The sequence below is a fragment of the Cupriavidus sp. MEYA8 genome, from assembly GCF_059278825.1.
Genome location: NZ_CM181221.1, coordinates 169,883 through 195,063, shown reverse-complemented (window position 1 = coordinate 195,063; position 25,181 = coordinate 169,883). Strand labels below are relative to the sequence as shown.

The 25,181-nt window shown below is 68.3% G+C and carries 25 protein-coding genes; 9 read left to right on the top strand and 16 right to left on the bottom strand.

Translation table 11 applies throughout. The annotated features are described in order from the left end of the window. Positions 1-33: 33 nt before the first annotated feature. Positions 34-2,082 carry a S8 family peptidase gene (locus AC5WJ1_RS00890; protein WP_135704222.1) on the bottom strand — a complete coding sequence of 683 codons (2,049 nt, stop codon included), beginning with the start codon at positions 2,080-2,082 and terminating at the stop codon, positions 34-36. An 81-nt stretch (positions 2,083-2,163) separates the two neighbouring features. Further along, complete coding sequence (locus tag AC5WJ1_RS00885) at positions 2,164-3,123, bottom strand: M48 family metallopeptidase (RefSeq protein ID WP_133098148.1); 960 nt, start codon at positions 3,121-3,123, stop codon at positions 2,164-2,166. A gap of 154 nt (positions 3,124-3,277) precedes the next feature. Here AC5WJ1_RS00885 and AC5WJ1_RS00880 point away from each other — a divergent pair, with 154 nt between their 5' ends. After that, a complete protein-coding gene (locus tag AC5WJ1_RS00880) occupies positions 3,278-4,537 on the top strand; it encodes a muropeptide transporter (protein ID WP_133098147.1) in 1,260 nt (419 codons plus the stop codon). Between the two features lie 23 nt (positions 4,538-4,560). Here AC5WJ1_RS00880 and AC5WJ1_RS00875 read toward each other — a convergent pair whose 3' ends face one another. Beyond that, positions 4,561-5,409 carry an acyl-CoA thioesterase gene (locus AC5WJ1_RS00875; RefSeq protein ID WP_135704220.1) on the bottom strand — a complete coding sequence of 283 codons (849 nt, stop codon included), beginning with the start codon at positions 5,407-5,409 and terminating at the stop codon, positions 4,561-4,563. Positions 5,410-5,510: 101 nt separating this feature from the next. After that, entirely contained in the window at positions 5,511-6,398 is an 888-nt protein-coding gene (locus AC5WJ1_RS00870; protein ID WP_494476306.1) for a DMT family transporter, read from the bottom strand. Positions 6,399-6,509: 111 nt separating this feature from the next. Here AC5WJ1_RS00870 and AC5WJ1_RS00865 point away from each other — a divergent pair, with 111 nt between their 5' ends. Then, the gene (locus AC5WJ1_RS00865; protein ID WP_133098144.1) at positions 6,510-7,424 is read left to right on the top strand and encodes a LysR family transcriptional regulator; all 915 of its coding nucleotides are present in this window, start codon (positions 6,510-6,512) and stop codon (positions 7,422-7,424) included. 59 nt (positions 7,425-7,483) lie between these two features. Here AC5WJ1_RS00865 and metW read toward each other — a convergent pair whose 3' ends face one another. From metW to argB, 5 genes are all read right to left on the bottom strand, one after another. Beyond that, complete coding sequence (gene metW / locus AC5WJ1_RS00860; RefSeq protein WP_063241126.1) at positions 7,484-8,095, bottom strand: methionine biosynthesis protein MetW; 612 nt, start codon at positions 8,093-8,095, stop codon at positions 7,484-7,486. Beyond that, entirely contained in the window at positions 8,092-9,273 is a 1,182-nt protein-coding gene (metX, locus tag AC5WJ1_RS00855; protein WP_494476305.1) for a homoserine O-succinyltransferase MetX, read from the bottom strand. The genes metW and metX overlap by 4 nt, the downstream gene beginning before the upstream one ends. A 304-nt stretch (positions 9,274-9,577) precedes the next feature. Continuing rightward, positions 9,578-10,258: a nucleoid occlusion factor SlmA gene (gene slmA, locus AC5WJ1_RS00850; RefSeq protein WP_195428588.1), complete on the bottom strand. Its 681-nt coding sequence runs from the start codon at positions 10,256-10,258 to the stop codon at positions 9,578-9,580. After that, positions 10,255-11,214, bottom strand: a complete 960-nt coding sequence (locus tag AC5WJ1_RS00845; protein ID WP_135704216.1) for a pyrimidine 5'-nucleotidase — start codon at positions 11,212-11,214, stop codon at positions 10,255-10,257. Before AC5WJ1_RS00845 ends, slmA begins: the two co-directional genes overlap by 4 nt. Before the next feature lie 66 nt (positions 11,215-11,280). Further along, positions 11,281-12,198, bottom strand: coding sequence for an acetylglutamate kinase (argB, locus tag AC5WJ1_RS00840; RefSeq protein WP_084254770.1), 918 nt, complete (start codon positions 12,196-12,198; stop codon positions 11,281-11,283). Between the two features lie 313 nt (positions 12,199-12,511). Here argB and AC5WJ1_RS00835 point away from each other — a divergent pair, with 313 nt between their 5' ends. Then, positions 12,512-12,742, top strand: a complete 231-nt coding sequence (locus AC5WJ1_RS00835) for a cysteine-rich CWC family protein (protein WP_494476304.1) — start codon at positions 12,512-12,514, stop codon at positions 12,740-12,742. On the opposite strand, the gene AC5WJ1_RS00830 is transcribed toward AC5WJ1_RS00835, so the two are convergent. Continuing rightward, the gene (locus AC5WJ1_RS00830; RefSeq protein ID WP_494476303.1) at positions 12,715-13,266 is read right to left on the bottom strand and encodes a DMT family transporter; all 552 of its coding nucleotides are present in this window, start codon (positions 13,264-13,266) and stop codon (positions 12,715-12,717) included. The two genes, AC5WJ1_RS00835 and AC5WJ1_RS00830, sit on opposite strands and share 28 nt — an antisense overlap. 94 nt (positions 13,267-13,360) lie before the next feature. Here AC5WJ1_RS00830 and AC5WJ1_RS00825 point away from each other — a divergent pair, with 94 nt between their 5' ends. Then, complete coding sequence (locus tag AC5WJ1_RS00825) at positions 13,361-14,296, top strand: LysR family transcriptional regulator (RefSeq protein ID WP_494476302.1); 936 nt, start codon at positions 13,361-13,363, stop codon at positions 14,294-14,296. A 187-nt stretch (positions 14,297-14,483) separates the two neighbouring features. On the opposite strand, the gene AC5WJ1_RS00820 is transcribed toward AC5WJ1_RS00825, so the two are convergent. Further along, positions 14,484-14,969, bottom strand: coding sequence for a copper chaperone PCu(A)C (locus AC5WJ1_RS00820; RefSeq protein ID WP_133098138.1), 486 nt, complete (start codon positions 14,967-14,969; stop codon positions 14,484-14,486). A 175-nt stretch (positions 14,970-15,144) separates the two neighbouring features. Here AC5WJ1_RS00820 and AC5WJ1_RS00815 point away from each other — a divergent pair, with 175 nt between their 5' ends. Both AC5WJ1_RS00815 and AC5WJ1_RS00810 read left to right on the top strand, forming a co-directional pair. Then, positions 15,145-16,542, top strand: a complete 1,398-nt coding sequence (locus AC5WJ1_RS00815) for an ATP-binding protein (RefSeq protein ID WP_135704208.1) — start codon at positions 15,145-15,147, stop codon at positions 16,540-16,542. Positions 16,543-16,563: 21 nt separating this feature from the next. Then, complete coding sequence (locus tag AC5WJ1_RS00810) at positions 16,564-17,175, top strand: response regulator transcription factor (protein ID WP_133098136.1); 612 nt, start codon at positions 16,564-16,566, stop codon at positions 17,173-17,175. Positions 17,176-17,208: 33 nt separating this feature from the next. Here the strand turns inward: AC5WJ1_RS00810 and AC5WJ1_RS00805 are convergent, their stop codons facing one another. The 5 genes from AC5WJ1_RS00805 to AC5WJ1_RS00785 form a co-directional block, all read right to left on the bottom strand. Continuing rightward, complete coding sequence (locus AC5WJ1_RS00805; RefSeq protein WP_195428583.1) at positions 17,209-17,538, bottom strand: hypothetical protein; 330 nt, start codon at positions 17,536-17,538, stop codon at positions 17,209-17,211. A gap of 238 nt (positions 17,539-17,776) precedes the next feature. After that, a complete protein-coding gene (gene hslU, locus AC5WJ1_RS00800; protein ID WP_133098134.1) occupies positions 17,777-19,108 on the bottom strand; it encodes an ATP-dependent protease ATPase subunit HslU in 1,332 nt (443 codons plus the stop codon). 37 nt (positions 19,109-19,145) lie between these two features. Continuing rightward, positions 19,146-19,682 (bottom strand): ATP-dependent protease subunit HslV, encoded by a 537-nt coding sequence (gene hslV / locus AC5WJ1_RS00795; RefSeq protein WP_012351483.1) that lies wholly within the window; start codon positions 19,680-19,682, stop codon positions 19,146-19,148. 254 nt (positions 19,683-19,936) lie between these two features. Further along, complete coding sequence (locus tag AC5WJ1_RS00790; protein WP_135704206.1) at positions 19,937-20,923, bottom strand: tripartite tricarboxylate transporter substrate-binding protein; 987 nt, start codon at positions 20,921-20,923, stop codon at positions 19,937-19,939. Positions 20,924-21,214: 291 nt separating this feature from the next. Beyond that, on the bottom strand, positions 21,215-22,114 hold the full coding sequence (locus AC5WJ1_RS00785) for an alpha/beta fold hydrolase (RefSeq protein WP_133098132.1): 900 nt from the start codon (positions 22,112-22,114) through the stop codon (positions 21,215-21,217). Positions 22,115-22,261: 147 nt separating this feature from the next. Between AC5WJ1_RS00785 and AC5WJ1_RS00780 the strand changes: the two genes are divergently transcribed. From AC5WJ1_RS00780 to dksA, 3 genes are all read left to right on the top strand, one after another. After that, positions 22,262-22,768: a Fur family transcriptional regulator gene (locus AC5WJ1_RS00780; protein WP_133098131.1), complete on the top strand. Its 507-nt coding sequence runs from the start codon at positions 22,262-22,264 to the stop codon at positions 22,766-22,768. Between the two features lie 30 nt (positions 22,769-22,798). Then, positions 22,799-23,872 (top strand): CobW family GTP-binding protein, encoded by a 1,074-nt coding sequence (locus tag AC5WJ1_RS00775; protein ID WP_135704204.1) that lies wholly within the window; start codon positions 22,799-22,801, stop codon positions 23,870-23,872. Positions 23,873-24,210: 338 nt separating this feature from the next. Continuing rightward, positions 24,211-24,897, top strand: coding sequence for an RNA polymerase-binding protein DksA (gene dksA, locus AC5WJ1_RS00770; RefSeq protein ID WP_239477827.1), 687 nt, complete (start codon positions 24,211-24,213; stop codon positions 24,895-24,897). Positions 24,898-25,181 lie beyond the last annotated feature (284 nt).

Below are 25,181 nucleotides of genomic sequence, written 5' to 3'. Positions count from 1 at the left end.
CGGCTTTTTTTACTGGCCGGAAACCGGCGCGGCCTACACGCGCTGCAGCGCCCGCAACGCATCCACCAGCCCGGCCCCCTGGAATGCGCGCTCGCGCCCAAGATCCGTGGCCGCGTCGCACAGGATGGCCTTGACGGTCTCGGGCTGGCCCATCAGCTCATTGTTGCGCGACAGCAGCAGCGCGGCCACGCCGGACACATGCGGCGCGGCCATGCTGGTGCCATCCATCGACGCCAGCGTGCCGCCGGGCACGGTGGAGGTAATCTTCTCCCCGGGTGCCACGAGGTCGGGCTTGATGCGGCCATCGCCGGTGGGACCGTGGCTGGAGAAATAAGAGATGCCGTACCGGTAGGGATCGGTACGATGGGTCGCTCCCACCGTGATCACGGTGCGCGCATTGCCAGGATCGGTAATGGTCTGGCCGCGAAAGCCCGCGCCCATGTGCGCGGCCGCATATTGCTCGTCATAGCCATAGTTGCCGGCCGCCGCCACCACGATCACGCCGTTGGCCACCAGCCGGTCGCATTCGACGCACACCGGCGTGCTGCCGCAGGCGTAGGTGCGCACGTCATGGCGCAGCGCCACGCTGAGGTTGACGCCGTGCACATATTGCCGGTCGCGGCTCTGGTTGAGCCAGCGCACATATTGCAGCGCGCCCAGGATGCCGAACTCATCGCCCCTGCCCTGCGCATCGAAAATGCGCAGGTCGAGCAGCTCGATACGCGGGCAGATGCCGCTGACATCGCCGCTTTCGGCAAGCTCGGGCGGCAGCGGCATGGGCTCCGGCCGCGCCAGGTAGGCCGAAGACGGCCAGCCGGCGCCGATGATGCCGGCCACGTGCGTGCCGTGGCTGCCGCCCGGCGGCACGTATTGCGCCAGGTCTTCCTGGCTGATTTCCAGCAAAGGCTCGATCACGGACCAGTCGATGATGCGGCCGTTGGCGAGGTCGTCGGCGATCGCCGCAATGCGCTCCCTGAGCTCGGCCTCGCCGGGGCCGCGCTTGCCCTTGGGCATGGGCGGCAGGCGGCCGCTGGTGATCGCCGACAGGCGGGTGAAATCCAGCGTCCTGACCACGCGCGACAGACGCGGTGCGATCAGGCCGTCGCTGACCGGCAGCGCTCCCTCCAGCCTGGCGGGATCGAAGAACGCCGGATGGCGCGCATCGATGCCGGAGTCGATCACCGCCCAGCGCACGCCCTGCCCGCCGGTATCGAACACGCGGATCGCCGCATCCGCCTTCACGGTCTTGCGCGACGAAAACACCGCGTGCTCTGCCGGCCGGTTGACCGAGATGCGCCACAGCGGCGCCACTGCGGCCACCTTCGCCGCATCCGCGGCATCGGCATCCGGCGGCGCCGCATGGTCGTCCTGCAGGCAGGCCCATAGCGTTTCAAGCACCTGCCGGCTCGCCTGCCCGATGCGCCGGGTCAGGCCGCCGGGCGGGAAGCTGTCGTCGTCCAGTCCCAGCAAGGTCAGGGCAACATACTGCGCGGCGACATTGACCAGCCGTCCCAGCGCCTGGCCGGCCGGCGCCGGGATGCCGCCGAAGCGCGTCCGGGAAGCGGTGTAGCCGATGTCCTTGAACCTCGCAATGGCTGTCTCGCTGGACACATGGGCCAGCACCGACTCGCCCAGCCAGCGCACGAAGGCGTCGCCGGTGAGGCTGCGCTCGAGCGCGTGGCGCGCGGCGGTTGACCAGCTGGCGCTGGCCATCGGCAGCCGTACCTCCCGGTGCCACCATGCCGTCAGCGGCAGCAGCCTGAGCATGTCGAAGAAATCGATCTGCGCGAGCAGGTGCGATTCATTTGCCGCCAGGAAGCGCTGGCCTGCCGCCGCCGGCTCGGCCAGCGCCGGCAGGCGGCGCAGCACCGCGGTGCGCAGGGCGGCAATGCCCGCGGCGTGGTGCGGGGTCAGCAACAGCCCGCGCGGCACCTCGAACGATTCTCCCGACGCATACAGCAGCCAGACTTCGGAGCTGACCGGCAGGTCGCTGGTGAAGCGGTCGGGCTCGGCCTCGCTGCCCGCGAAGATCAGCATATAGGCGGCCCGTTGCTCCGACGGGCTCATGCGGTTCAGGCTCATGCGGGTTCCCCTGCGGTTGTCGCATTGTCCTTCGATCCGGTGGCCGCCCTGGTTGCCGGCGCCAGGCGCCGCAAGCAGCGGCTAGCGCTTCAGCGGCTTGCTTCTGTCGTCGTCGCCCGCGTCGACCGGCGCATCGCCCAGTCCCGCCATATTGGCGCGGTACGGTGGCAGCCTGTCGACCGGGGTGTTGATCGCGCGTGCGTAGAGTGGCAGCACCTCGGGCATGTGCTTTTCCAGGTCGGCAATGCGGCTGCGCCCGGACGGGTGCGTCGACAAAAAATCAGTGCCCGACTGCGACACTTTGCCCATCTTCTGCCACAGCGACACCGCGGCGCGCGGATCGAAGCCGGCGCGCGCGGCGATATCCATGCCGATCAGGTCGGCCTCGGTCTCGTCGGCTCGCGAGAAGCGCAGTGTCAGCAGGTGCGCCCCGGTGCCGAGCGCCATGTTGCCCAGGTTGCCGAAGCCGAACAGCTGCGAAATGACGTTGGCGCCGAGGTTGGTGATCTCGGACTTGGCGGCGCGCTCGCGCGCATGCTCCTGCAGCGCGTGCGCGATCTCGTGCCCCATCACCATCGCGACCTCGTCGTCGGTCAGCTTGAGCTGGTCAAGCAGGCCGGTGTAGACGGCGATCTTGCCACCCGGCATGCAGAACGCGTTGACCTGCTTCGAGCCGATCAGGTTGATCTCCCACGGCCAGTTGCGCGCGCGCTCGTTCCAGCGCACGGTCTGCGGCAGAAGCCGCTTGCCGATCGCGCGCAGGCGCCTGAGCTGCGGGTTGTCGTCGCCGGCCAGCGCGCGCTTGGCGATGGCTTCCTGCTTGAGCTGCTCGTACTCCTGCGCGGCCTGCTGCTCGATCGCCTCGGCGGGCACGATATTGCGCACCGCCGAGCCGCCGCGCTGGATGCTGATGCCTCCGGATTCGGTTTCCTGCGCCTGGGCGGGCATGCCGGACCAGGCCAGCAACGCCGCCGCCAGCGCGAGCGCGCGGACGAGCCGGACACGAATCGGACGCTGGACACATTGCTGGGGGCGGAGCATTTGCGGTTCCTCGGGCGCAGTGGAGGGATCGTGGCGGCGGACCGGTGCGATCCCTGGCAACGCTGCCGCAGCACAAGTGGCGGGGCGGCGAACAGGTGATGCAATAATACACGGCGCCCGCGCAGCCGCGCGGCGCTCCACCCCCCGCGCATCCATGACTTTCCAGGCCTATCTCGATATCTTCCGCAACCGCCGCATCGGCGCCATGCTGACCCTGGGCTTTGCCTCCGGGCTGCCGCTGGCGCTCACCTCCGGCACGCTGCAGGCCTGGATGACGGTCGAGGGCCTGGATATCAAGACCATCGGCTTCTTCTCGCTGGTGGGCCAGGCCTATATCTTCAAGTTCCTGTGGGCACCGCTGATGGACCGCTACACGCCGCCGCTGCTGGGCCGGCGCCGCGGCTGGCTGCTGCTGACGCAGCTGGGGCTGGTGGCGGGCATCGCCGCAATGGCGTTCTGCCCGCCGCGCGAGGCGCTGTGGACGCTGGCGGCGCTGGCTACGCTGGTGGCCTTCCTGTCGGCCTCGCAGGACATTGTCTTCGATGCCTACAGCACCGACGTGCTGCGTCCGGCCGAGCGCGGGGCCGGCGCGGCGGTGAAGGTGCTGGGCTACCGGCTGGCGATGCTGGTCTCGGGCGGCCTGGCGCTGTGGCTGGCCGACCGCGTGCTCGGCTGGCAGCAGACCTACCTGCTGATGGCGGCGCTGATGGCCGTGGGCATCCTGACCCTGCTGTGGGCGCCCGAGCCCGACGTGCCCGCGCGCGCGCCGCGCTCGCTGGAAGAGGCGGTGCTCGGCCCGCTGCGCGATTTCTTCGCGCGGCCCGGCGCATGGTGGCTGCTGCTGCTGATCGTGCTGTACAAGCTGGGCGACGCCTTTGCCGGCAGCCTGTCGACCACCTTCCTGATCCGCGGCGTGGGTTTCTCGGCCGGCGAGGTTGGCATCGTCAACAAGACACTGGGACTGGCCGCCACCATCATCGGCGCGCTGTTCGGCGGCACGCTGATGGTGCGGCTGGGGCTGTACCGTTCGCTGATGGTGTTCGGTGTGCTGCAGGCGGTATCGAACCTGGGCTACTGGATACTCGCCGTGACGCCGCCGCACCTGTGGACCATGGGCGCGACCATCGCGGTGGAAAACCTGTGCGGCGGCATGGGCACCGCGGCCTTCGTGGCGCTGCTGATGACGCTGTGCAACCGCTCGTTCTCGGCCACGCAGTATGCGCTGCTGTCGGCGCTGGCGTCGGTGGGCCGGGTCTATGTCGGGCCGACCTCCGGCTACATGGTCGAGGCCTGGGGCTGGGCGCCGTTCTACCTCGGCACCGTGGCGGTGGCGCTGCCCGGCGTGATGCTGCTCTGGGCAATGCGCAACACCGTGCACCGCTACGAAACCCAGGCGCGCGAAGCGATCGCCTGAGCCCCTCCCTGCTTGTTCCTTGCTTATTCCTTGTAGTAGACGATCTGGTGCGAGCTGGCCAGCAGCTGGCCAGCCGGGCTCCATAGCTGCGCGCGCTGGTCGAAGTACCCCTGCTGGAAGACCTGCGCCTGCGCGCTGGCCAGCACGTGGCGGTCGCCCAGCGCCGCCAGCGTGGGCGCATCGGCGTGGAAATACGTGGTCATCGACACCGTGCCGGCCGGCACGAAGCCCGCGCGCTTGAGGAAGATGCGCGGGTAGAAGCTGTCCGCCCATGACGCCACCGCGGCGAAGTCCGGCGTGCGCGCCGGCGCGTCGCGCAGCCAGAACTGGGTCAGGCTGTCGGGGTGCTCGGTGCCGGCCTCGGCGGTCGGCTTGGCGCCGCGCACCGGGCGCATGTCATAGGACTTGAGCCAGCGCACCGGCGCAAAGCCGCCCATCGCCGGCAGCGTGTCGGCGTCCGGCACCTCGGGCATCACCGCCTCGCCGCAGGCCCAGGTCTCGCGGCGCACCGCGAACACGGCGGTGGCAGTGGTGGCCACGGCATCGCCCTGGCGCAGCGTCAGGTTCCAGTGCTGGGTCGAGCGGTTGGTCCGCACCGGCAGCGCCTCGATCTCGAACGGGCCTTCGGCGATCGGGCCGGCAAAGTTGACCGACAGCGCGATCGGGTCGCCCAGCCGTTGCGGATGCAGCAGCGCCGCCTGCAGCAGCGTGGCGGCGGTGATGCCGCCAAACGGGCCGATCATGTTCCAGTAGGCCGGCGTGGTGCGGCCCAGGAAACGATTTTCGCCGGCGGCCTCCAGGGCGATGGCGTCGTCGAACGCATGCAGCGCGATGGGGGCGGAGGCGGACAGGGCGGCAGCGGTAGCAGTCATGGCAAGGGCGCAAATAGAACGATCGTTCGATAGCTGCCTACACTAACCGTAGTCAGGAGTTCGGTCAACCGTCCCCGCATGCAAGCGCTCCAGAAGGCGCATCAGCCTTGTGCCCGGCGCCGCCACACCACGCTCCAGCCGAGCTGGTTGGCGATCACACCCAGCAGCACCAGCAGCATGCCCGCGACCTGTAGCGGCCCGAGCACGACGCCGAACACCATCACGTCGATGACGATCGCCACCAGCGGATAGACGAACGACAGCGTGGCGATCGACACCACGCTCAGCCGCTGGAAGGCGCCGTACAGCAGGGTGTACATGACGCCGGTATGGACCAGCCCCAGCGCCAGCAGCGCGGCCCAGGTGCCGGTCTGATAGCTGCCGGCCGCGGGATGCGCCAGCGGTGCCAGCATCACCACGCCCAGCACCATCTGCAGGCCCGCAATCTGCCCGGGCGGAATCGCCTGCAGCCGGCGCGTGGCCATGGTCGTGACCGCATACAGCAGTGCCGCCAGCAGCGCCAGGCCGATCCCGGCCAGCATCGCGGCGCCGGTGCCGCCGTGCTCCAGCCCGGTGATCAGCATCACGCCGGCAAAAGCCAGCACCAGCCACGGCAGCCTGGCGAACGGGAACGGATCGCGCTGCATCGCAGACGTCAGCAGCAGCAGGAAAAACGGCTGGGTATGGTAGACCACCGTGGCAATGGCGATGCCGCTGTAGGCATAGGCCGAGAACAGCGCCAGCCAGTTGAGCACCAGCGTGACGCCGCCCAGCATCAGCCAGCTCAGTTGCGCACGGCTCATGCGCACCCAGCCGCGCTGCAGCGTCAGCGTGCCCAGCAGCGCGGCGCCGCCAAAGATGCAGCGGAAGAACACCACGTCCAGCGGCGGTTGCCCGCTGGTGACGACAAACCAGCCGATGGTGCCTGACAGCACCATGGCGGCGACCATGCGCCAGGCGCCGCCGGGCAGGGATTGGGGGGAAAGCATGGGGGCACTCCGGAGATGCAATGGCGGCATTGTTCCACCCTGCCATCCACTCAACAATCCTGCCAAAGCTCAATTAGTATTTGAGCTGCGATCAAAGACCGGAGACGCTGCATGTCGGATACACCACTCAATGCGATGGCCGTCTTCGCCCGCGTGGTCGAATGCGGCAGCTTCTCCGCCGCGGCGCAGGATCTCGGCATGACGCCGTCGGGCGTCAGCCGGCACGTGTCGCGGCTGGAAGCGACGCTCGGCGCCAGCCTGCTGCAGCGGACCACGCGCGCCTTCGCGCTGACCGAGCTGGGCCAGTCGGTCTACGCCGCCTGCGCACGCATGACCGCCGCCGCGCGCGAGGTCACCGCGCTGGCCGGCGAGCACGGCGGCACGCCCCATGGCGTGCTGCGCGTCAGCGCGCCGGTCGCGTTCGGGCAGGCCTGGCTGGCGCCGCGCCTGCCGGCGCTGCTGCAGAAATACCCCGCGCTGGACCTGCAGCTGACCCTGGCCGACCGCATGGTCGACCTGGTCGAGGAGGGCCTCGACGTGGCGGTGCGCATCGCGCGCGAACTGGCGCCGGGCCTGGCGGCGCGGCCGCTGCGCGAAGTGCGCTACCGGCTGGTGGCCTCGCCGCGCTACCTGGCGCGGCACGGCACGCCCGCCGCGCCGGCCGAGTTGCCGGCGGCGCGCTGCCTGTACCTGGGCTACGGCAATTTCGGCGAGCGCTGGACGCTGCGCCACCAGGCCGGCGGCGAGGCCGTGGTGGTGCGCATCCCGCCGCGGCTGACGCTGAACAACAGCCTGGCGATCATGACGATGGTGGAAGGCGACGCCGGCATCGGGCTGGTGCCGGATTTCTCGCTGGGCAGCGCGCTGGACGAGGGCCGCGTCGTCGCCGTGCTGCCGGACTGGGACATCCTCGAGCCCTACATCGGCACGGCCTACGCGGTGTACACCCCGACGCGGCACGTGCCGCCCAAGGTGCGCGCCTTTGTCGACCACCTCGCCGCCACCGCGACCGGCCTGCCGGCCTGATCAGTCCTTGCCCAGCGCCCGCCGCAACTATCAGGGACAGTGCGGGAGGGCCAAGCCTGTCAGGCCGCGCAGACCCGGTACACCGCCAGGCTGCCGCGCCAGTTGACGCCCCAGTTAACGGTAATGCCCTCGTGCATCACCACGCGGTCGATGACGCGCAAGCCGACCGTGGGCGCCAGCTCCTCGAAATCGCTGATGGTCAGCACGCGCACGTTGGGCGTGTTGTACCACTGGTAAGGCAGCGATTCCGACACCGGCATGCGCCCGCGGAACACCGACAGCCGGTGCGGCCAGTAGCCGAAGTTCGGGAACGACACGATGCACTCGCGCCCCACCCGCAACGTGTCGCGCAGCACCTGTGCGGTGTTGTGGATGGTCTGCAGCGTCTGCGACAGGATCACCGTGTCGAAGCTCTTGTCCTCGAACAGTGCCAGCCCGCCTTCCAGGTTCTGCTGGATGACATGCACGCCCTTCTGCGCGCACGCCAGCACGCCTTCATCGCGGATCTCGATGCCGTACGCCTGCACGTCGAGCTCGTCCTGCAGCACGCGCAGCAGGCTGCCGTCGCCGCAGCCCAGGTCGAGCACGGTGGAGTTGGGTTCGATCCAGCGCGCGATCGCGCGGAAGTCGGGGCGCAGCGCCAGGATATTGGGATTGGCCAGGGCGTTCATGCGCCGATCTCCTCTGCGATGCGGTCGTAGTAGGCGCGCATCAGGTTGTGGTAGCGCGGGTCGTCGAGCAGGAAGGCATCGTGGCCATGCGGCGCGTCGATCTCGGCGTACGAGACCGGGCGCTTGTTGTCCAGCAGCGCCTTGACCAGCTCGCGGCTGCGGCTGGGCGCGAAGCGCCAGTCGGTGCTGAAGCTGGCCACCAGGAAGCTCGCCTGCGTCTGCGCGATGGCGCGGGTCAGGTCGCCGCCATAGGCCAGCGCCGGGTCGAAGTAGTCCAGCGCGCGCGTGATCAGCAGGTAGGTGTTGGCGTCGAAGTACTCGGCGAACTTGTCGCCCTGGTAGCGCAGGTAGCTTTCCACCTGGAACTCGACATCGAACGAGAAGCGGATGTCTTCCGCCTTCAGCTCGCGGCCAAACTTCTCCGCCATGTCCTCGTCCGACAGGTAGGTGATATGGCCGATCATGCGCGCCACGCGCAGCCCGCGCTTGGGCTTGACGCCATGCGCGTAGTAGTTGCCGCCGTGGAAGTCCGGATCCGACAGGATGGCGCTGCGCGCCACCTCGTTGAAGGCGATGTTCTGCGCCGACAGCTTGGGCGTGGACGCGACCACGATACAGTGGCGCAGACGGCCCGGGTACATCAGGCTCCAGGCCAGCGCCTGCATGCCGCCAAGGCTGCCGCCCATGACCGCGGCGAACTGCGTGATGCCGAACGCGTCGGCCACACGCGCCTGCGCGTTGACCCAGTCCTCCACCGTCACCACCGGGAACGTCGCGCCATAAGGCAGGCCGGTCGCGGGATTCACGCTCATCGGCCCGGTCGAGCCGAAGCACGAGCCCAGGTTGTTGACGCCGATGACGAAGAAGCGGTTGGTGTCGAGCGGCTTGCCCGGGCCCACCATGTTGTCCCACCAGCCCAGGTCGCGCGGGTTGTCGGCGTAGACGCCGGCGACATGGTGCGAGGCATTGAGCGCGTGGCACACCAGCACCGCGTTGGAGCGCGCCGCGTTGAGCGTGCCGTAGGTCTCGACCATCAGGTCGTAGCCGGCGAGGGACGTGCCGTTGCGCAGCTTCAGCGGCTCGGCGAAGTGCATGCGCTGCGGCGTAACCACGCCGACCGAATCGGTCGACAGCGGGGCGAGTGCGCTGGGCGCAGACGGCAAGGCGACATCAGTCATGGAATCCGGGCCCGCGGCGAACGGGCATAAAAAAACCCGACCGGCATTTGCGTGTGAAGCATCGCAGCCAAGTCGGGATTCACTGGATTCCTTGCGGGATTCCGCGTGCCGGCGATCATTGTCGTGGTGACATGGGGCGCCGACCCAACCTCTTTAGCCGCATTTATAGTGGCAGCCCGGACCGGGGTCCCTTGGTCCCTTGGTCCCTTGGTCCCTTGGTCCCGTAGCTGCCGCGCGCCCGCAAGCCAGTCATCAAATCGGCGCGACCGGGCAATTATAGAGCAATCGGCCCGGCGTGTCGGTTTCAGCCCAGCAGCACCCGCAGATGCGCCTCGGCATGGTCCGACGGCGACTTGCGGAAACCGCTCTTGGCATAGCGGTGCCACTGGCCCTGCACCGTTGCCATGATCAGCGCGGCGCGCGCCGGGATGTCGGCATCCGCGGGGAATTCGGCCTGCGTCACTGCCACCTTCAGGCACTGGCGCAGCGAGGCCTCGATGCGGTCCACCACCTGGTTGATGCGTTCCTGCAGCCGCTCGTGCTCGCCCACCAGCGCCTCGCCGGTCAGCACGCGCGTCATGCCCGGGTTCTTCTCGGCAAACGACAGCAGCATGCGCACGATCGCCTGCGCCTGGCGCAGGCCGTGCTCTTCCTTGTCGGCAATCTGGTTGATCAGGCCGAAGACGGTCTGCTCGATAAAGCCGATCAGGCCCTCGTACATCTGCGCCTTGCTGGCGAAGTGGCGATACAGCGCCGCCTCGGACACGCTCAGGCGCGCGGCCAGCGCGGCGGTGGTGATCTTTTCCCCGCGCGGATGCTCGAGCATGGTCGCCAGCGTCTGCAGGATCTGGATGCGGCGCTCGCCCGGCCGCGGGCGCTTGCGCGCCGGCGCGGCAGGCGCCGCGGGCGTGTCCGCGGGTGTGTCCATCTCGTCGGCTCCGCCTGCAATGACTGCCTCCGGCTGGTCCCCGTTGCTTTGCGTCATGACCCGTTTCTCCGCATTCGTCGTTGGAGTTGATGCATCGATTGTACTTTTATGTCCACATAGGCCGGCCGGTTCGGCACGCGGGCCCGCACGCGAGGCGCGTTGCCGGACTGCGCCTGCGGTGCCTGCGGAACCTGTGATTCCGCGGCCACCAGCGTGACCGAATGCTCCTGCGCGGCGTGGCCGGCGCGGCGGTCTTCTTCCGCCTCGAGCGTCGAGCGGACCGCCGCATCGCGCCGGCTGCCATCGTCTTGCGCCGAATTGGGCGCGCCAGGCACGTCATGCGGGCGCGACGGCGCCATGGTGCGCAGGTAGCCGGTCACCCAGGCGGTGCGGATGCCGGTGCCGGCATAGCGCTTGAGGTGCGACACGGTGTCCTCCACCAGCACCGCGCGATGCGGCGCCACGCGCGCCTGCACCAGCAGGCGCCGCAGCATGCGGCGGTCCGGCTTGGGCCGCAGGTGGCCATGCACCCACATCTGCTCGATCGCCACCACGCGCTCGAAGCAATGGCCGATGCCGGCGATGTCCAGCACAGCGCGCGCATAGTCCTGCGGGGCGTTGGTGACCAGGAGCTTGCGCCCCGGCAGGCGCCGCAGGTGCGCCGCCAGCCCGCGCTGCACGCGCACCATCCCGGCCAGCGCCGGGAATTCATGCGCCGCGCGCAGGAAGTCGGCGGGATCGACGCCATGGTGGCGGATCATGCCGAGCAGCGTCGCGCCGTAGCGCTGCCAGTAGTCCACCCGCACGCGGCTGGCGGTGGCCTCGTCGCAACCGAGCACGCGCGCCACGTAGGCGGTCATCAGCCGGTTGATCGCCGGGAAGATCGCGTGCGAGGCATCGTGCAGCGTGTTGTCGAGGTCGAACAGCCAGACCGTGCGCCCCGAGTTGTCCCCGGCGGGACGGCGGCGCAGGCGAGCGCGGACACGGCGCGGAGGAGGAAGACTGGTAGGCACGCCGGGCGACTCTGGAGATGATGGGATGCCGGGGCAGCCGGTTGTGGCCCGCCCCGGCGGTGCCGCTCAGTGCGAGCGGATCATGGTGCCGAACGCCTGCTCGGTCAGGATTTCCAGCAGCAGCGAATGCTCGATGCGGCCGTCGACAATGTGCACCGAATGCACGCCGCTCTTGGCTGCGTCCAGCGCCGACGAGATCTTCGGCAGCATGCCGCCCGAGATGGTGCCGTCGGCGAACAGCTCCTCGATCTCGCGCGCGGTCAGGTCGGTCAGCAGGTTGCCCTTTTTGTCCATCACGCCCGGGATGTTGGTCATCATCACCAGCTTCTCGGCCTTCAGGATCTCGGCCATCTTGCCGGCGACCACGTCAGCGTTGATGTTGTAGGCCTGGCCGTCGTCGGAGAAGCCGATCGGCGAGATGACCGGGATGAAGGCGTCATCCTGCAGCGCCTTGACCACGGCCGGGTTGATCGCCTCGATATCGCCCACGTAGCCGATATCGATGAAGGCGCCCGGGTTCTCGCGGTCGGGCATCTGCAGGCGCTTGGCGCGGATCAGGCCGCCGTCCTTGCCGGTCAGGCCCACGGCCTGGCCGCCGTACTGGTTGATCAGCATCACGATGTCCTGCTGGACTTCGCCGCCGAGCACCCACTCGACCACTTCCATGGTCTCTTCGTCGGTGACGCGCATGCCTTGCACAAAGGTGCCGACCTTGCCGACCTTCTTCAGCGCCTCATCGATCTGCGGGCCGCCGCCGTGCACCACCACCGGGTTCATGCCGACCAGCTTCAGCAGGATCACGTCGCGCGCGAAGCCGTGCTTGAGCTTTTCTTCGGTCATGGCATTGCCGCCGTACTTCACCACGATGGTCTTGCCGTGGAACTTGCGGATATACGGCAGCGCCTCGGCGAGGATCTCGGCTTTCAGTGCGGGAGCGATGGCGGCCACCGCAGTCGCGGCAGGCCCGGGGTTGTCGGCGTTCATGGGGGACATCCGTGAGATTCAACAGGTATGATGGCTAACAGCCGCGTAGCCGGCGGAAAACGCAACAGCGCGCAACAGGGATCGCCCGAAAGTGCGCCATCCGGCTATGGCAGGCGCCGATTTTACAAGAAACCGCGCGGGGCGCGAGTCCCGCGGCCCGGGCAGGTCCGGCCATCCGCCCCGCAAGCGCCGCACGGGGCACCACGGCGGCCCGCCGGCGTTCCGTTCGCGCAACAGCACAGCTTCTTTCGCGGCCTTTGCCGTTTGTCTTGCGCTTCGCCGTACCAGTTCCCGCCGTATCAGTTCCCGCACCATGACCGATCCCGCCACCGTCCTGACCGGCCAGCTTCGCCCCGTCGAGCATTGCGGCCAATGCGGCGCCGGCTTCGTCTGCGGCTACGTGGCTGGGCTGCGCGAGTGCTGGTGCGCCAGCCAGCCGCTGCTGCCGGCACGGCGCATCGTGCCCGGCCAGCACTGCCTGTGCCCCAGCTGCCTGGCGGCGCGCCAGCGCGGCGATCAGGCGCCGGAGCCCGCCGAGGGCTGAACCGCCGGCACAGGGCCGGACGACGCGCCGGCGCTGCTCCACTGCATCACCAGCATCCCCACCACGATCAGCGTGGCGCCCGCCAGCCGCGCCGGCGTCATGGCCCGCACTGCGAATCCGGCCAGGCCGAACTGGTCGACGGCCAGCGCGGCCAGCACCTGCCCCGCCACCACCGCGGCAATAAAGCCGGCCGCGCCGAGCTTCGGCGCCATCACCAGGGCAGCCGAGATATAGAACACGCCCAGCACCCCGCCGATCCACGTCCACGCCGGCGCGCGCGCGAGCACCGATGCCGCGGGCAGCGGCACGCGCAGCAGCCACAGCAGGGGCAGCAGCGCCGCCAGGCTGACCAGCAGCGACACCAGAGTCGCCGCCAGCGGATGTCCCAGCGTACGCCCCAGCGTGGCGTTGGCACCCGCCTGGAACGGGATCACGGCGCCCGCCAGCACGGCGGTGGCAAGGGGCAACACTAGGGGCAACAGCAAGGAAATCGGGAAAGAATTCGGCAACTGGATGCCTGACATGTCACGCTCCGTAGGGCAAACTGCGATGCCTGACAGTTTGAAATATCGCAAAGCGAATTCCCAATTCTGCTTTCATACGTTTAATATTCGCCGAATGAATAGCCTACGCGGAATCGACCTCAACCTGCTGGTGGTGCTTGAAGCACTGCTCGCCGAGCGCCACATCTCACGCGCCGCGCTGCGCCTGCACCTGAGCCAGCCGGCGGTCAGCCATGCGCTGGGGCGGCTGCGGCAGCTGCTCGACGATCCCATCCTGGTACGCGGCAAGGGCGGCCTGGTGCTGAGCGCACGCGCCCATGAACTGTCCGGCCCGCTGGCCGAAGCGCTGTCGCAGGTGCGCATCCTGCTGGGGCCGAGCGGCTTCCAGCCCGCCACCGCGCGCCGCAGCTTTCGTCTCGCGATGTCCGACTACGGTGCGCTGGTGGTGCTGCCGCGGCTGCTGCGCGCCTTGCGCAAGGCCGCGCCCAATATCGACCTGGTGGTGTCGCAGGCCAGCCGCGAGGGCATGACGGCGCAGGTGGCAGATGGCGAGATCGACATGGCGCTGGGCGTGTTCAGCTACCAGCCCGAAGGCGTGCAGTCGGCCGAATTGTTCCGCGAAAGCTATGCCTGCGCAGTGGACGCAGCCACGGTGCGCGACACCGGCCGGCTCGACCAGGTGGCCTACCTGGCGCGCTCGCATGTGCTGGTGGCCACCCACAGCGAACGCATGGACGCGATCGACGCCGCGGTCGCCAGGCTGGGCGGGCGGCGCAAGATCGCCTGCGTGGTGCCGCACTGGAGCGTGGCGCCGGCGCTGATCGCCGGGACCAACCTGGTGCTGACCACGGCGCGGCGCAGCCTGTCGGCGCTGGAGGAAGACCCGCGCTACGCCATCTTCGAGCCGCCGTTTGCGCTGGAAGACTTCACCTTCAGCATGATCTGGCACGAGCGCACCGAAGCCGATCCGGCCCACGCCTGGCTGCGCGAGCGCGTGCTGGCGGCGGCGGCCAGTCAGGAATCGGAAGAGCCGATCAGCTTGCGCGGCTGACGCCGCCGCGCCGGCTTGGCGGCACCCGGCACCGGCGGCTGCGGCCGGGCGTCCCGCCTTGTCGGGGGTGCAGGCGGTGCGGGCGGTGTGAGTCGCGTGCCCCCGCGGAACACCAGTTTCTGACGCGTGCCGTGCTGCTTGTTGGCCATGATGGCTGGCGGCCAGGGCCAGGCCTGGCTTCTGCTGATCAGTGCATGTGATCGCCGTGGCCGGCGTGGCCGCCGCCCGGCACCATGTCGCGCACTTCGGCGTTGACCTTCTGCTCGGTCACCTTGCCGCCCTGCTCGATCTTCAGCGTGATGGGCACGGTGTCGCCCTTCTTGAGCTGGCTCTTCAGGCCCATCAGCATCACATGGTAGCCGCCCGGCTTCAGCTCTACGTCCTTCATCTTGGGCAGGTCGAGCGACTTGACCTGCCGCATGCGCATCACGTTGTTTTCCATCTTCATCTCGTGGATCTCGGCCTCGCCCACCGGCGACGAGACGCCCACCAGCTTCGCGTTCTCGTGCGCATGCAGCACCATGAACGCGCCCGAAGCGGCCTGCGTCGGCACCGTGCCGCGCACCCAGGCGTTGCTGACGTCGACCTGGGCCAGCGCGGCCCCGGACGCCAGCGCCGTGGCCAGTGCGGCAATCGATGCGGCCAGCGTGGCCGCGCGGAATTTGGCTTGCATCGTTGTCTCTCCTGAAAGCAGAGATTAGAACATGGCACCGCGCGCCGCGTGCAGGCATGCCAGGGCATGCGGGCCGGCCAAAGCCGGCTAGTCTGGCAGCCGCGGCGGCGCGCCGCCAATGCGGCAAGGTGTCGCACGCGCCGGCACCTTCCAGCCGCATTGATACACTCGCGCCATGACCACCGCCGCAGCCGTGTCCCCCTCATCCCCCTCATCCCGCTTGCCTGACCTGCCCTTCCTGTCGCCCTTGCCGGCCGCCAGCTCGCCGCGCCACGGCCAGGTGACGCTGCGGCGGCTGTTCTGGCTGCGCTGGGCGCTGCTGTCGGGGCAGGCGCTGACGCTGCTGGCCTGCGACCCGATCGCCGGCATCCGGCTGCCGTATGGGCCGCTGATGGTGGTGCTCGGGCTCCAGGCGCTGTTCAACCTGATCACGGCGCTGCGCCTGCGCCAGCACACGCGGCGCAACACGGCGCCCGGCGAAGCCGAACTGATGGGGCAGCTGCTGGTGGACCTGACCGCGCTGTCGGCGATCCTGTTCTACACCGGCGGCGCGACCAATCCCTTCGTGTCGTTCTACCTGCCGGGCCTCGCCATCGCCGCGGCCATCCTGCCGTGGCGGCAGGTGCTCGCGCTGGCGGTCTATGCGCTCGCCTGCTACACGGTGCTGCTGTTCGAATACGTGCCGCTGGACCTGCACAACCCCGACAACGCGGTGAACTACCACCTGGCGGGCATGTGGCTGAACTTCGTCGCCAGCGCGGTGATGATCGCGATGTTCGTCGCGCGCCTGTCGGGCGTGCTGCGCCAGCGCGAGGCGCAGCTGAACCTGGCGCGCGAGCAGCTGCTGCGCGAGGCGCGCGTGGAAGACCTCAACGGCCAGGCCGCCGCGGTGGCGCATGAGATCGGCACGCCGCTGGCGACGCTGGCGGTGATCGCCGGCGAGCTGCGCGCCGATGCCTCCGACGCGGCGCTGGGCGCCACGCCGATCCGCAGCTACCTGCCCGACCTGCAGACCGTCGAGCAGCAGCTGGCGCTGTGCCGCACCACGCTGGCGCGGCTGCGCGAGGACTCGGCCACGCTGGCGCCGCAGCGCCTGGACGCCTGGCTGCCGGCCTTTGCCGAGCGCTGGCAGCTGCGCCATCCCAACGCCAGCCTGCAGGCAAGCGCCACGCCGGGCGCCGGCGCGCAGCCGGTGGAGACCGCGCGCGTCGGCCAGATCCTGACCATCCTGCTCGACAACGCAGCGCGCGCCCAGCAGAACGCCGGCCGCTCCAGCCGGCCGCTGCAGCTGGAAATCGCCATGGAGCCGGGACACGTGGCGCCGTGGCTGTCGTTCCGCGTCGCCGACCATGGCGACGGCATTCCCGAGGCACTGCGCGGCCAGCTCGGCGAAATGCCGGTGGCCAGCCAGCACGGCGGCCAGGGCATCGGCCTGTACCTGGCGCAGAGTGGCGCGCGCCAGATGGGCGGCGAGCTGGGCTGGCGCGACCGCTCCGGCGGCGGCACCGTGGCCGAGCTGCGGCTGCCCGCACTGTCTACGCTATCGGCGCCGCGTGCGCGCAGCGCATCCTGAACCCACGCGCGACTCCTGACCATGACCGACACCTTCCAACCGGTTCCCGAAGCCACCGCGCCGGCGGGCACTTCGTTCCTCGTCATCGACGACGACGAAGTCTTTGCCGGCACGCTGGCACGCGCGCTCATGCGCCGCGGCTACGCCGTGCAAGTGGCCCATGACGGCCGCACCGCGCTGGCGCTGGCGGGCCGAACCGACTTTGCCTACGTCACGCTCGACCTGCACCTTGAGCCGCCGCCCGAGGCCGGCAGCACCGCGCCGGCCGAATCCGGCCTGCAGCTGGTCGCGCCGCTGCGCCAGGCGCTGCCGGACGCGCGCATCCTGATCCTGACCGGCTATGCCAGCATCGCCACCGCGGTGGCGGCGGTCAAGCAAGGCGCGGACGAGTACCTGGCCAAGCCGGCCAATGTCGATTCGATCCTGACTGCGCTGATGGCGGGGGTGTCGGAAGACGCGGCGCAGGCCGCGCTGGAAGAGCCGGTGCCGCTGTCGGTGGCGCGGCTCGAGTGGGAACATATCCAGCGCGTGCTGGCCGAGCATGGCGGCAATATCTCCGCCACGGCGCGGGCGCTGAACATGCACCGGCGTACCTTGCAGCGCAAGCTGGGGAAGCGGCCGGTGTCGCGGTAGAAGGGTAGGGAAACCGGATTGCGGCTGCCGCGCTTACAGGCGCAGCTGCACGTGTTCCCAGTCCAGCCCTTCGCTGGACTCGGCAGTATCGCCCTGCGCGACGATGCGCATGGCATCGCCCGCATGCCGGTCCGACAGCGAGAACAGCGCGCCGGCTTCAAGCGCCAGCGTGGCGGCCGCGGCCTTGGCGGCGCCGCGCGCGCTGGCCTGTGCAGCAGGTGTGGCCGGTTTGGCCTGCGTGACTTCGGCTGTCTGCACGGCAGGCACGGCGGGACGGATGCAAAGGAATGCCGTGGCCGCGGCCAGTGCGGCCAGCAAGCCTCCGGTGGCAAGCACCACGCGGCGGGTCTTGTAGTTGACCATTGGTTTCTCCTGGCAGTGGTTTGAGTGGGATGCGGTGGCTCCCGCACCGGTCAATCGACCGTCAAGGTGCGCAAGGGTCTCATTGCCGCGCGCGGGTGCGCCAGTGTGCTTACCAATGCTTACGATGCTTACCGCGATGTGGCAGGCGGATACGTACTGACAACAAATTCCAGCCGCGACCCGACAAAAAAAGGGCGCATCGTGATGCGCCCTTCTTGTTCCGGCCCTGCGTGCCCGCTTACAGCACGTAGCGCGACAAGTCTTCGTTGCCGGCCAGGTCGCCGAGGCGCTGGTCGACATAGGCCGCGTCGATCGTCACGGTCTCGCCCGACGACTTGGTGGCGTGGAAGGACAGGTCCTCCAGCAGCCGCTCCATCACCGTGTACAGACGGCGCGCACCGATGTTCTCGACCTTCTCGTTGACCGAGAACGCGATCTCGGCAAGTCGGCGGATGCCGTCCGGCGCGAACACCAGGTTGACCTCTTCGGTGTTCAGCAGCGCCTGGTACTGCTTGGTCAGGCTGGCATCGGTCTGCGTCAGGATGGCCTCGAAGTCCTGCACCGACAGCGACTCCAGTTCCACGCGGATCGGAAAGCGGCCCTGCAGTTCGGGGATCAGGTCGCTCGGCTTGGACAGATGGAACGCGCCCGAGGCAATGAACAGGATATGGTCGGTCTTGATCATGCCGTACTTGGTGTTCACCGTGGTGCCTTCCACCAGCGGCAGCAGGTCGCGCTGCACGCCCTGGCGCGACACCTCGCCGCCGCCGATTTCGCTGCGGCTGGCGATCTTGTCGATCTCGTCCAGGAATACGATGCCGTTCTGCTCCACATTGGCGATGGCCTTGTGCTTGAGCTCCTCGTCATTGACCAGCTTGGCGGCCTCTTCGTCGACCAGCAGCTTGAAGGCTTCCTTCACCTTCATCTTGCGGCGCGCCTTCTTGCCCTGGCCCAGGCCGGCGAACATCGAGCGGATCTGCTCGGTCATGTCCTCCATGCCCGGCGGGCCCATGATGTCCATGCTCGGCACGCCGGCGGCGAGTTCCAGCTCGATTTCCTTGTCGTCCAGCTGGCCCTCGCGCAGCTTCTTGCGGAACACCTGGCGCGTGTTGGAATCCTTCTCTTCCGGCTGCGAGAAGCCGATATCGCGCGGCGGCGGCAGCAGGACGTCGAGCAGGCGGTCCTCGGCCGCGTCCTCGGCCTTGGTGCGCACCTTCTTCATCTCGGATTCGCGCGTCTGCTTGATCGCCATCTCGGCGAGGTCGCGCACGATGGTGTCGACGTCGCGGCCGACATAGCCCACCTCGGTAAACTTGGTCGCTTCAATCTTGATGAACGGCGCGTCGGCCAGCTTGGCCAGGCGGCGCGCGATCTCGGTCTTGCCGACGCCGGTCGGGCCGATCATCAGGATGTTCTTGGGCGTGATTTCCTGGCGCAGCGGCTCGGCCACCTGCTGGCGGCGCCAGCGGTTGCGCAGCGCCACCGCCACGGCCTTCTTGGCCTTGTCCTGGCCGATGATGTGCTTGTCGAGTTCGGAAACGATTTCCGACGGGGTCATGGTGTGCGACATGGTATCCGTTCAGTAGGGCGCGCGTTGCCGCCTTCGCTTATTCCAGCGTCTCGATGACGAAGTTGGTATTGGTGTAGATGCAGAGCTCGCCGGCGATGGTCAGCGCTTTCTCGACCACGTCCTTCGGCGCCATCTCGGTGTTCTCCATCAGCGCCTTCGCGGCCGACTGCGCATACGCGCCGCCCGAGCCGATCGCGGCGATGCCGCCCTCGGGGTCGAGCACGTCGCCGTTGCCGGTGATGACCAGCGTGGTGTCGCGGTCGGCGGTGATCAGCATGGCTTCCAGCCGGCGCAGCGCGCGGTCCGAACGCCAGTCCTTGGCCAGGTCGACCGCGGCGCGGGTCAGGTTGCCCTGGTACTTTTCCAGCTTGGCTTCGAAGCGGTCGAGCAGCGAGAAAGCATCGGCCGTGCTGCCGGCAAACCCGACCAGCACCTTGCCGTTGTAGATGCGGCGCACCTTGCGTGCGGTGCCCTTCATCACGATATTGCCGAGAGTGACCTGGCCATCACCGCCAAGTGCGACCTGGTTGCCGCGGCGAACGCTGACGATGGTAGTGCCGTGATACTGTTCCATGGTGGCTTCCGTGAATATGTCACGACCGTAGTTGGCGACGCCCCCGGCCGTTTCAAGCCCTTTCGTGCGCCGGGCCACACAGGCGGCGCGCCGCGCGGGCGTCTGACCACTATAGGACGCCGGGCGCGGGCCTGCCGCTGCACCTCGTGCGCCTCCCCCCAGATGCAAAAAGGGCCATGCGTTGCCGCATGGCCCTTCCATGGCGCCCGGCGCATCACTTCAAGCGATGCGCCCTGGCAATCCGCTCAGTCGGCTCAGTCGGCATATACGCCGGCCTTCTTGATCACCGGGGTCCACTTGTTGATTTCGGCGGTCAGGTTGGTGCGCAGCGATTCCGGCGTGGCGCGCTGTGCCGGCACCGCTTCGGCGCCCAGCTCGGCCATCTTGGCGCGGAACGCCGGGTCGGCCACGGCCTTCTGCAGGGCGGCCGACAGCTTGTCGATCACCGGCTTGGGCGTGCCCTTGGGCGCGTACATGGCGTGCCAGACCTTCACTTCCACGTTAGGCATGCCCTGTTCGGCTGCCGTCGGGACGTCCTTGAACGCCTCCACGCGACGCGCCTGCATGGCTGCGTACGGCTTGACCGAGTGGGCCTTCAGGTGGCCGGCCAGGTTGGTGGTCTGGTCGCACAGCAGGTTGACCTGGCCGCCCAGGATATCCGTCAGCGCCGGCGCCGCGCCCTTGTACGGCACGGTGGTCAGCTCGGTCTGGATCGCGCTCTGGAACAGCAGGCCGCACAGGTGCGAGGCCGAGCCGATGCCGGCGTTGGCCAGCGACAGCTTGGCGGCGTTGGCCTTGATGTACGGCAGCAGTTCCTTGAAGCTGTTCGGCGGCAGCTGCTTGTTGCCGACCAGGATCATCGGCACGTCGGCGATTTCACCGACCATCTCGAAGTCCTTCAGCGGATCGAAGCCCAGGTTGCGGTACAGCGCCGGGGCCGTGGCCATGCCGATATGGTGGATCAGCACGGTGTGGCCGTCGTTCTTGGCCTGGACCACCTTCTTGGCACCGATGGTGCCACCGGCGCCGCCCAGGTTTTCGATCACGATGGTCGCGCCCAGGTGCTTGGACATGATCGCGGTCAGTTCGCGCGAGAGCTTGTCGGTCGGGCCGCCCGCCGAGAACGGCACCACGGCCGAAATGGGCTTGCCGCCCGGGAATTCCTGCGCGTACGCGCCTGCCGCCACGCCCATCGCGCTGACTGCCAGCGCGGCCGCGATCGTCTTTGCCACTCGTTTCATGCTCTCTTCTCCTGGTTCCTTCAATACCCGTCTTGCAATGCATTGCCGCCGGCTTGGCCCCTGCTCGTGCGGGGGCGCTCTGGCGCGGTCTCACTAGCCGCGCTTGGACCATGACCGGCTGGCGCCGCTGCCCCTGCGGTAAACCACAAGGGCGGGGGATGATGTTAGCAACTCCAGACAATGCGCAGGTATAGGGGCTAACCCGCCTGCAATCCGCGGCATATGGCGGGAAATCCGGAAAACAGGCAGGGATCGGCCGCAAAGGCACGCTTTTGCGACATGTGGCGCTGCTCAACGGAAAAAACCGAGCATTTCCTCAAGTAGCGGTTCGGGGGCTTCTTCCGGGAGGTAGTGCCCGCACGGCAGCGCCTTGCCGCTGACATCGGCGGCTACCTCCTGCCACAGCCCGAGCGGCTCGAAGCAGCGCGCCACCACACCGTGCTCGCCCCACAGCACGCGCAGTGGCAGCGCCAGCCGGCGTCCGGCCTCGCGGTCGGCGCGGTCGTGCTCAAGGTCGATGGTGGCGGCGGCGCGGTAGTCCTCGCACATGGCGTGCACCCGCGCCGGGTCGCGCATGGCCGCCACGTAGGCGGCCATCGCGTCCGGGGCGAACGGGCTCGGGCCGGCGTGGCGCAGGCCGACCAGCTTCTGCAGGTAGAACTCGGGCTCGGCGTTGATCAGCGTCTCGGGGAACGGCGCGGGCTGGATCAGGAAGAACCAGTGCCAGTAGGCCGCGGCAAAGGCCATGCTGGTGCGCTCGTACATGGCCAGCGTGGGCGCGATGTCGAGCAGCATGGCACGGCTCACGGTTTCGGGGTGGTCGGCGCAGAGCCGGTGCGCCACGCGCGCGCCGCGGTCGTGGCCGCACAGCGCAAAGCGCGTGAAACCGAACTTCGCCATCAGCCCGACCTGGTCCTGCGCCATGGCGCGCTTGCTGTAGTGCTCATGCCCGGCGTTGCCCGGCGGCGCCGAACTGCTGCCGTAGCCGCGCAGGTCGGTGGCGATCACGGTGAAGTGGTCGGCCAGCGTTGGCGCCACCCGGTGCCAGATCAGGTGGCTTTGCGGATGGCCGTGCAACAGCAGCAGCGGCGGGCCGGAGCCGCCCTGCACGCCGGCGATCTCGACCTCGCCGATGCGGTGCCGGAAGGGCTCGAAATTAGGGAACAGCAGCGCGCTGGCGTCGTTCAGCATGGCTTGTCTCCGCTCCTGGGTCGCTTGTCGATCATAGGCGCAAACCCCGCCCTCGGCGCCGCCCGTGACTACCGGGGACTACCGGGCGCATCCACGGACCGTTGCAACTGAATTGCATCAACCGTGGGCCTATGGTTAAATCGGCCCATGACCCGCATTAGCCCGGACGGGCCGGCCCCTGGACCGGCGCCCGCCATCCTTGAAGCCGCCCACGAGCGCCTGCGCCAACTGGGCGCGCGCGTGACGCAGCCGCGGCTGTGCATCCTGGCCTGCCTGATCGGCAGCGACGAAGCGCTGACCCACCAGGCCGTGATCGACCACCTGCCCGAGCAGGGCGAGACCATCGACCGCGTCACCGTGTACCGCGTGCTGGACTGGCTGGTGGAGCAAGGCGTGGCGCAGAAGCGCGCCGGCAACGACCGCGTGTTCCGCTTCAGCCTGGTCGAGCACGAGGCCGCGCGCGCGCAGGAACACCGCCAGCACAGCCATTTCCACTGCACCCGCTGCGACCGCACTTTCTGCCTGGACGACGCCAGCGCCCCGGCCCAGCCGGCCGCGCCGCGCGTGCCCAGCGGCTTTGCCATCGAACATGTCGAACTGACCGTGAACGGCGTCTGCGCCGAGTGCGGCAAGCGTACGCCCGCCGCCCACTGACCGGCACTCTCATTTCCCGGAGAACAACAAATGTCCAAACTGACCCCGGTCACGATCCTGACCGGCTTCCTCGGCAGCGGCAAGACCACCCTGCTCAAGCGCATCCTGAACGAGCAGCACGGCATGAAGATCGCCGTGATCGAGAACGAGTTCGGCGAGGAAAACATCGACAACGAGATCCTGGTGCAGGACGGCCGCGAACAGATCGTGCAGATGAGCAACGGCTGCATCTGCTGCACCATCCGCGGTGACCTGGTGCAGGCGCTGTCAGAACTGCTGACGCGCCGCGACGCCGGCGAGATCGACTTCGACCGCGTGGTGATCGAGACCACCGGCGTGGCCAACCCGGGCCCGGTGGCGCAGACCTTCTTCATGGACGAGGAAATCGCCTCGCGCTACCTGCTCGACGCGGTGATCACGCTGGTCGATGCCAAGCACGCGCACCTGCAGCTGGACAAGCAGGAAGAGGCGCAGCGCCAGGTGGGCTTTGCCGATGCCATCTTCATCACCAAGTCCGACCTGGTCAGCGAGGGCGACGTGGCCGAGCTGCGCCACCGCCTGCTGCACATGAACCCGCGCGCGCCGATCCGCCCCGCCCATTTCGGCGAGACGCCGATCGACACCATCTTCGACCTGCGCGGCTTCAACCTGAACGAGAAGCTGGAGCTTGACCCAGAATTCCTGCGCGCCGACGAGCATGACCACGATCATGACCACGAGCACGGCGAGCATTGCGGCACCGACTGCGGCCATGACCACGACCACCACCATGGCCACGGGCACGACCACCACCATCACCACCACCATACCGACCGCATCGCGTCGTTCGTCTTCCGCAGCGAAAAGCCCTTCCACTACGGCAAGCTGGAGGAATTCCTGTCGGGGATCCTGGCGGTGTACGGGGAGAAACTGCTGCGCTACAAGGGCGTACTATATATGGAGGGCGTGGACCGGAAAGTCGTGTTCCAGGGCGTCCACCAGTTGATGGGCAGCGATATCGGCGCCAAGTGGGAAGACGAGACGCCGGGCACCAAGATGGTATTTATCGGCGTGGACCTGCCGCGGGACGCCATCCTCAAGGGCCTGGAGAACTGCCTGGCCTGAGTGCACGGACCGCCGCATGCGCGGTCCCTACCTTCGGACACCGTTCACGGCCACCCCCGTTCGGGGTACCGGGGAAATACCGAAGTGCTGGCTGGCTTTCCCCCGTATCTCGGAAAAATTTGTTCAAGTACAATAGGCCGGATTTGATACCGGTGGCGCACCTTTTTTCCGCCGCCGGTATGGTCCGCTGAACAGGCGGGCCGCAGGGCGGCGGTCGTCGTCAGCATGAGGCAGGCCGCCGGGCAGGTGCGGTCGCAGTGCTTCGTGCGGAGACCGCCTTTCCGCTAGGGGTACCTCGGCGCGCGCCGTCACTGACTGACGCGAGAGAGAGGTGTCCCATGACAGCCGCAACGAAGACGAAAGAAAGCCGCAGCAAGACAGGTAGTGCAGCGGCAGAGACGCTCAAGGCGCAGCCTGTGAAGGCCGCGCCCGCTCCCCGCGGCAGTACGGCGAACGCCGAAGCGGGCGCAACGAAGGGAGGCCCGCGAAGCAGCAAGACTGCAGCCAGCCAGAGTGAAACGACCGTGGCGCGCAAGCGCACGGACAGCGAATCCGAGCGGACCCAGACGCCGCCGGCCGCCTCAACAAGAGAATCAGCAGCAACCATGAGCAGCAACAAACTTCTGACTGAAGCTGAAATCCTGAAGATGAGCGACAAGGATTACATGAACGAGGCGCAGCTCGCCTTCTTCAAGAATCGCCTTGAGCAGCTGCGTGACGAAATCCTGAAGAACGCTGACCAGACCACGGAACACCTGCGCGAAACCGTCATCGTGCCGGATCCGGCCGACCGCGCCACCATCGAGGAAGAGCATGCGCTGGAACTGCGCACGCGCGACCGCGAGCGCAAGCTGCTGAAGAAGGTCGAGCAGTCGCTGCAGCGCATCGAGTCCGGCGACTACGGCTGGTGCGAGGAAACCGGCGAGCCGATCGGCGTTCCGCGCCTGCTGGCCCGGCCCACCGCGACGCTGTCGCTGGAAGCCCAGCAGCGCCGCGAACTGCGCCAGAAGCTGTTCGGGGACTGAAGCCCGGCAACTGAGCCGGCCTGCCTGGCCGGCGCAGCCGCGACACGACGGCCCGGTTTATCCGGGCCGTTTGCATTGGTGGTCAAGCGCGGGGCACCGCTGCACTTGTCGTGGCCCGGCCACGGCCTACCATGATGAGAATCGTCCCGCTGTCGCCGGCCGGGGCTTTCTGGTAAATTCGCAACTTTGTTGCAACAACCGGGTGCGCGCCTGTTTGCGGCCCCTGCTTGCAGTCCCTGCTTGCAATCCCTGCTTGCGCCGCCGGTTCGCCACCTTTCCGCTCT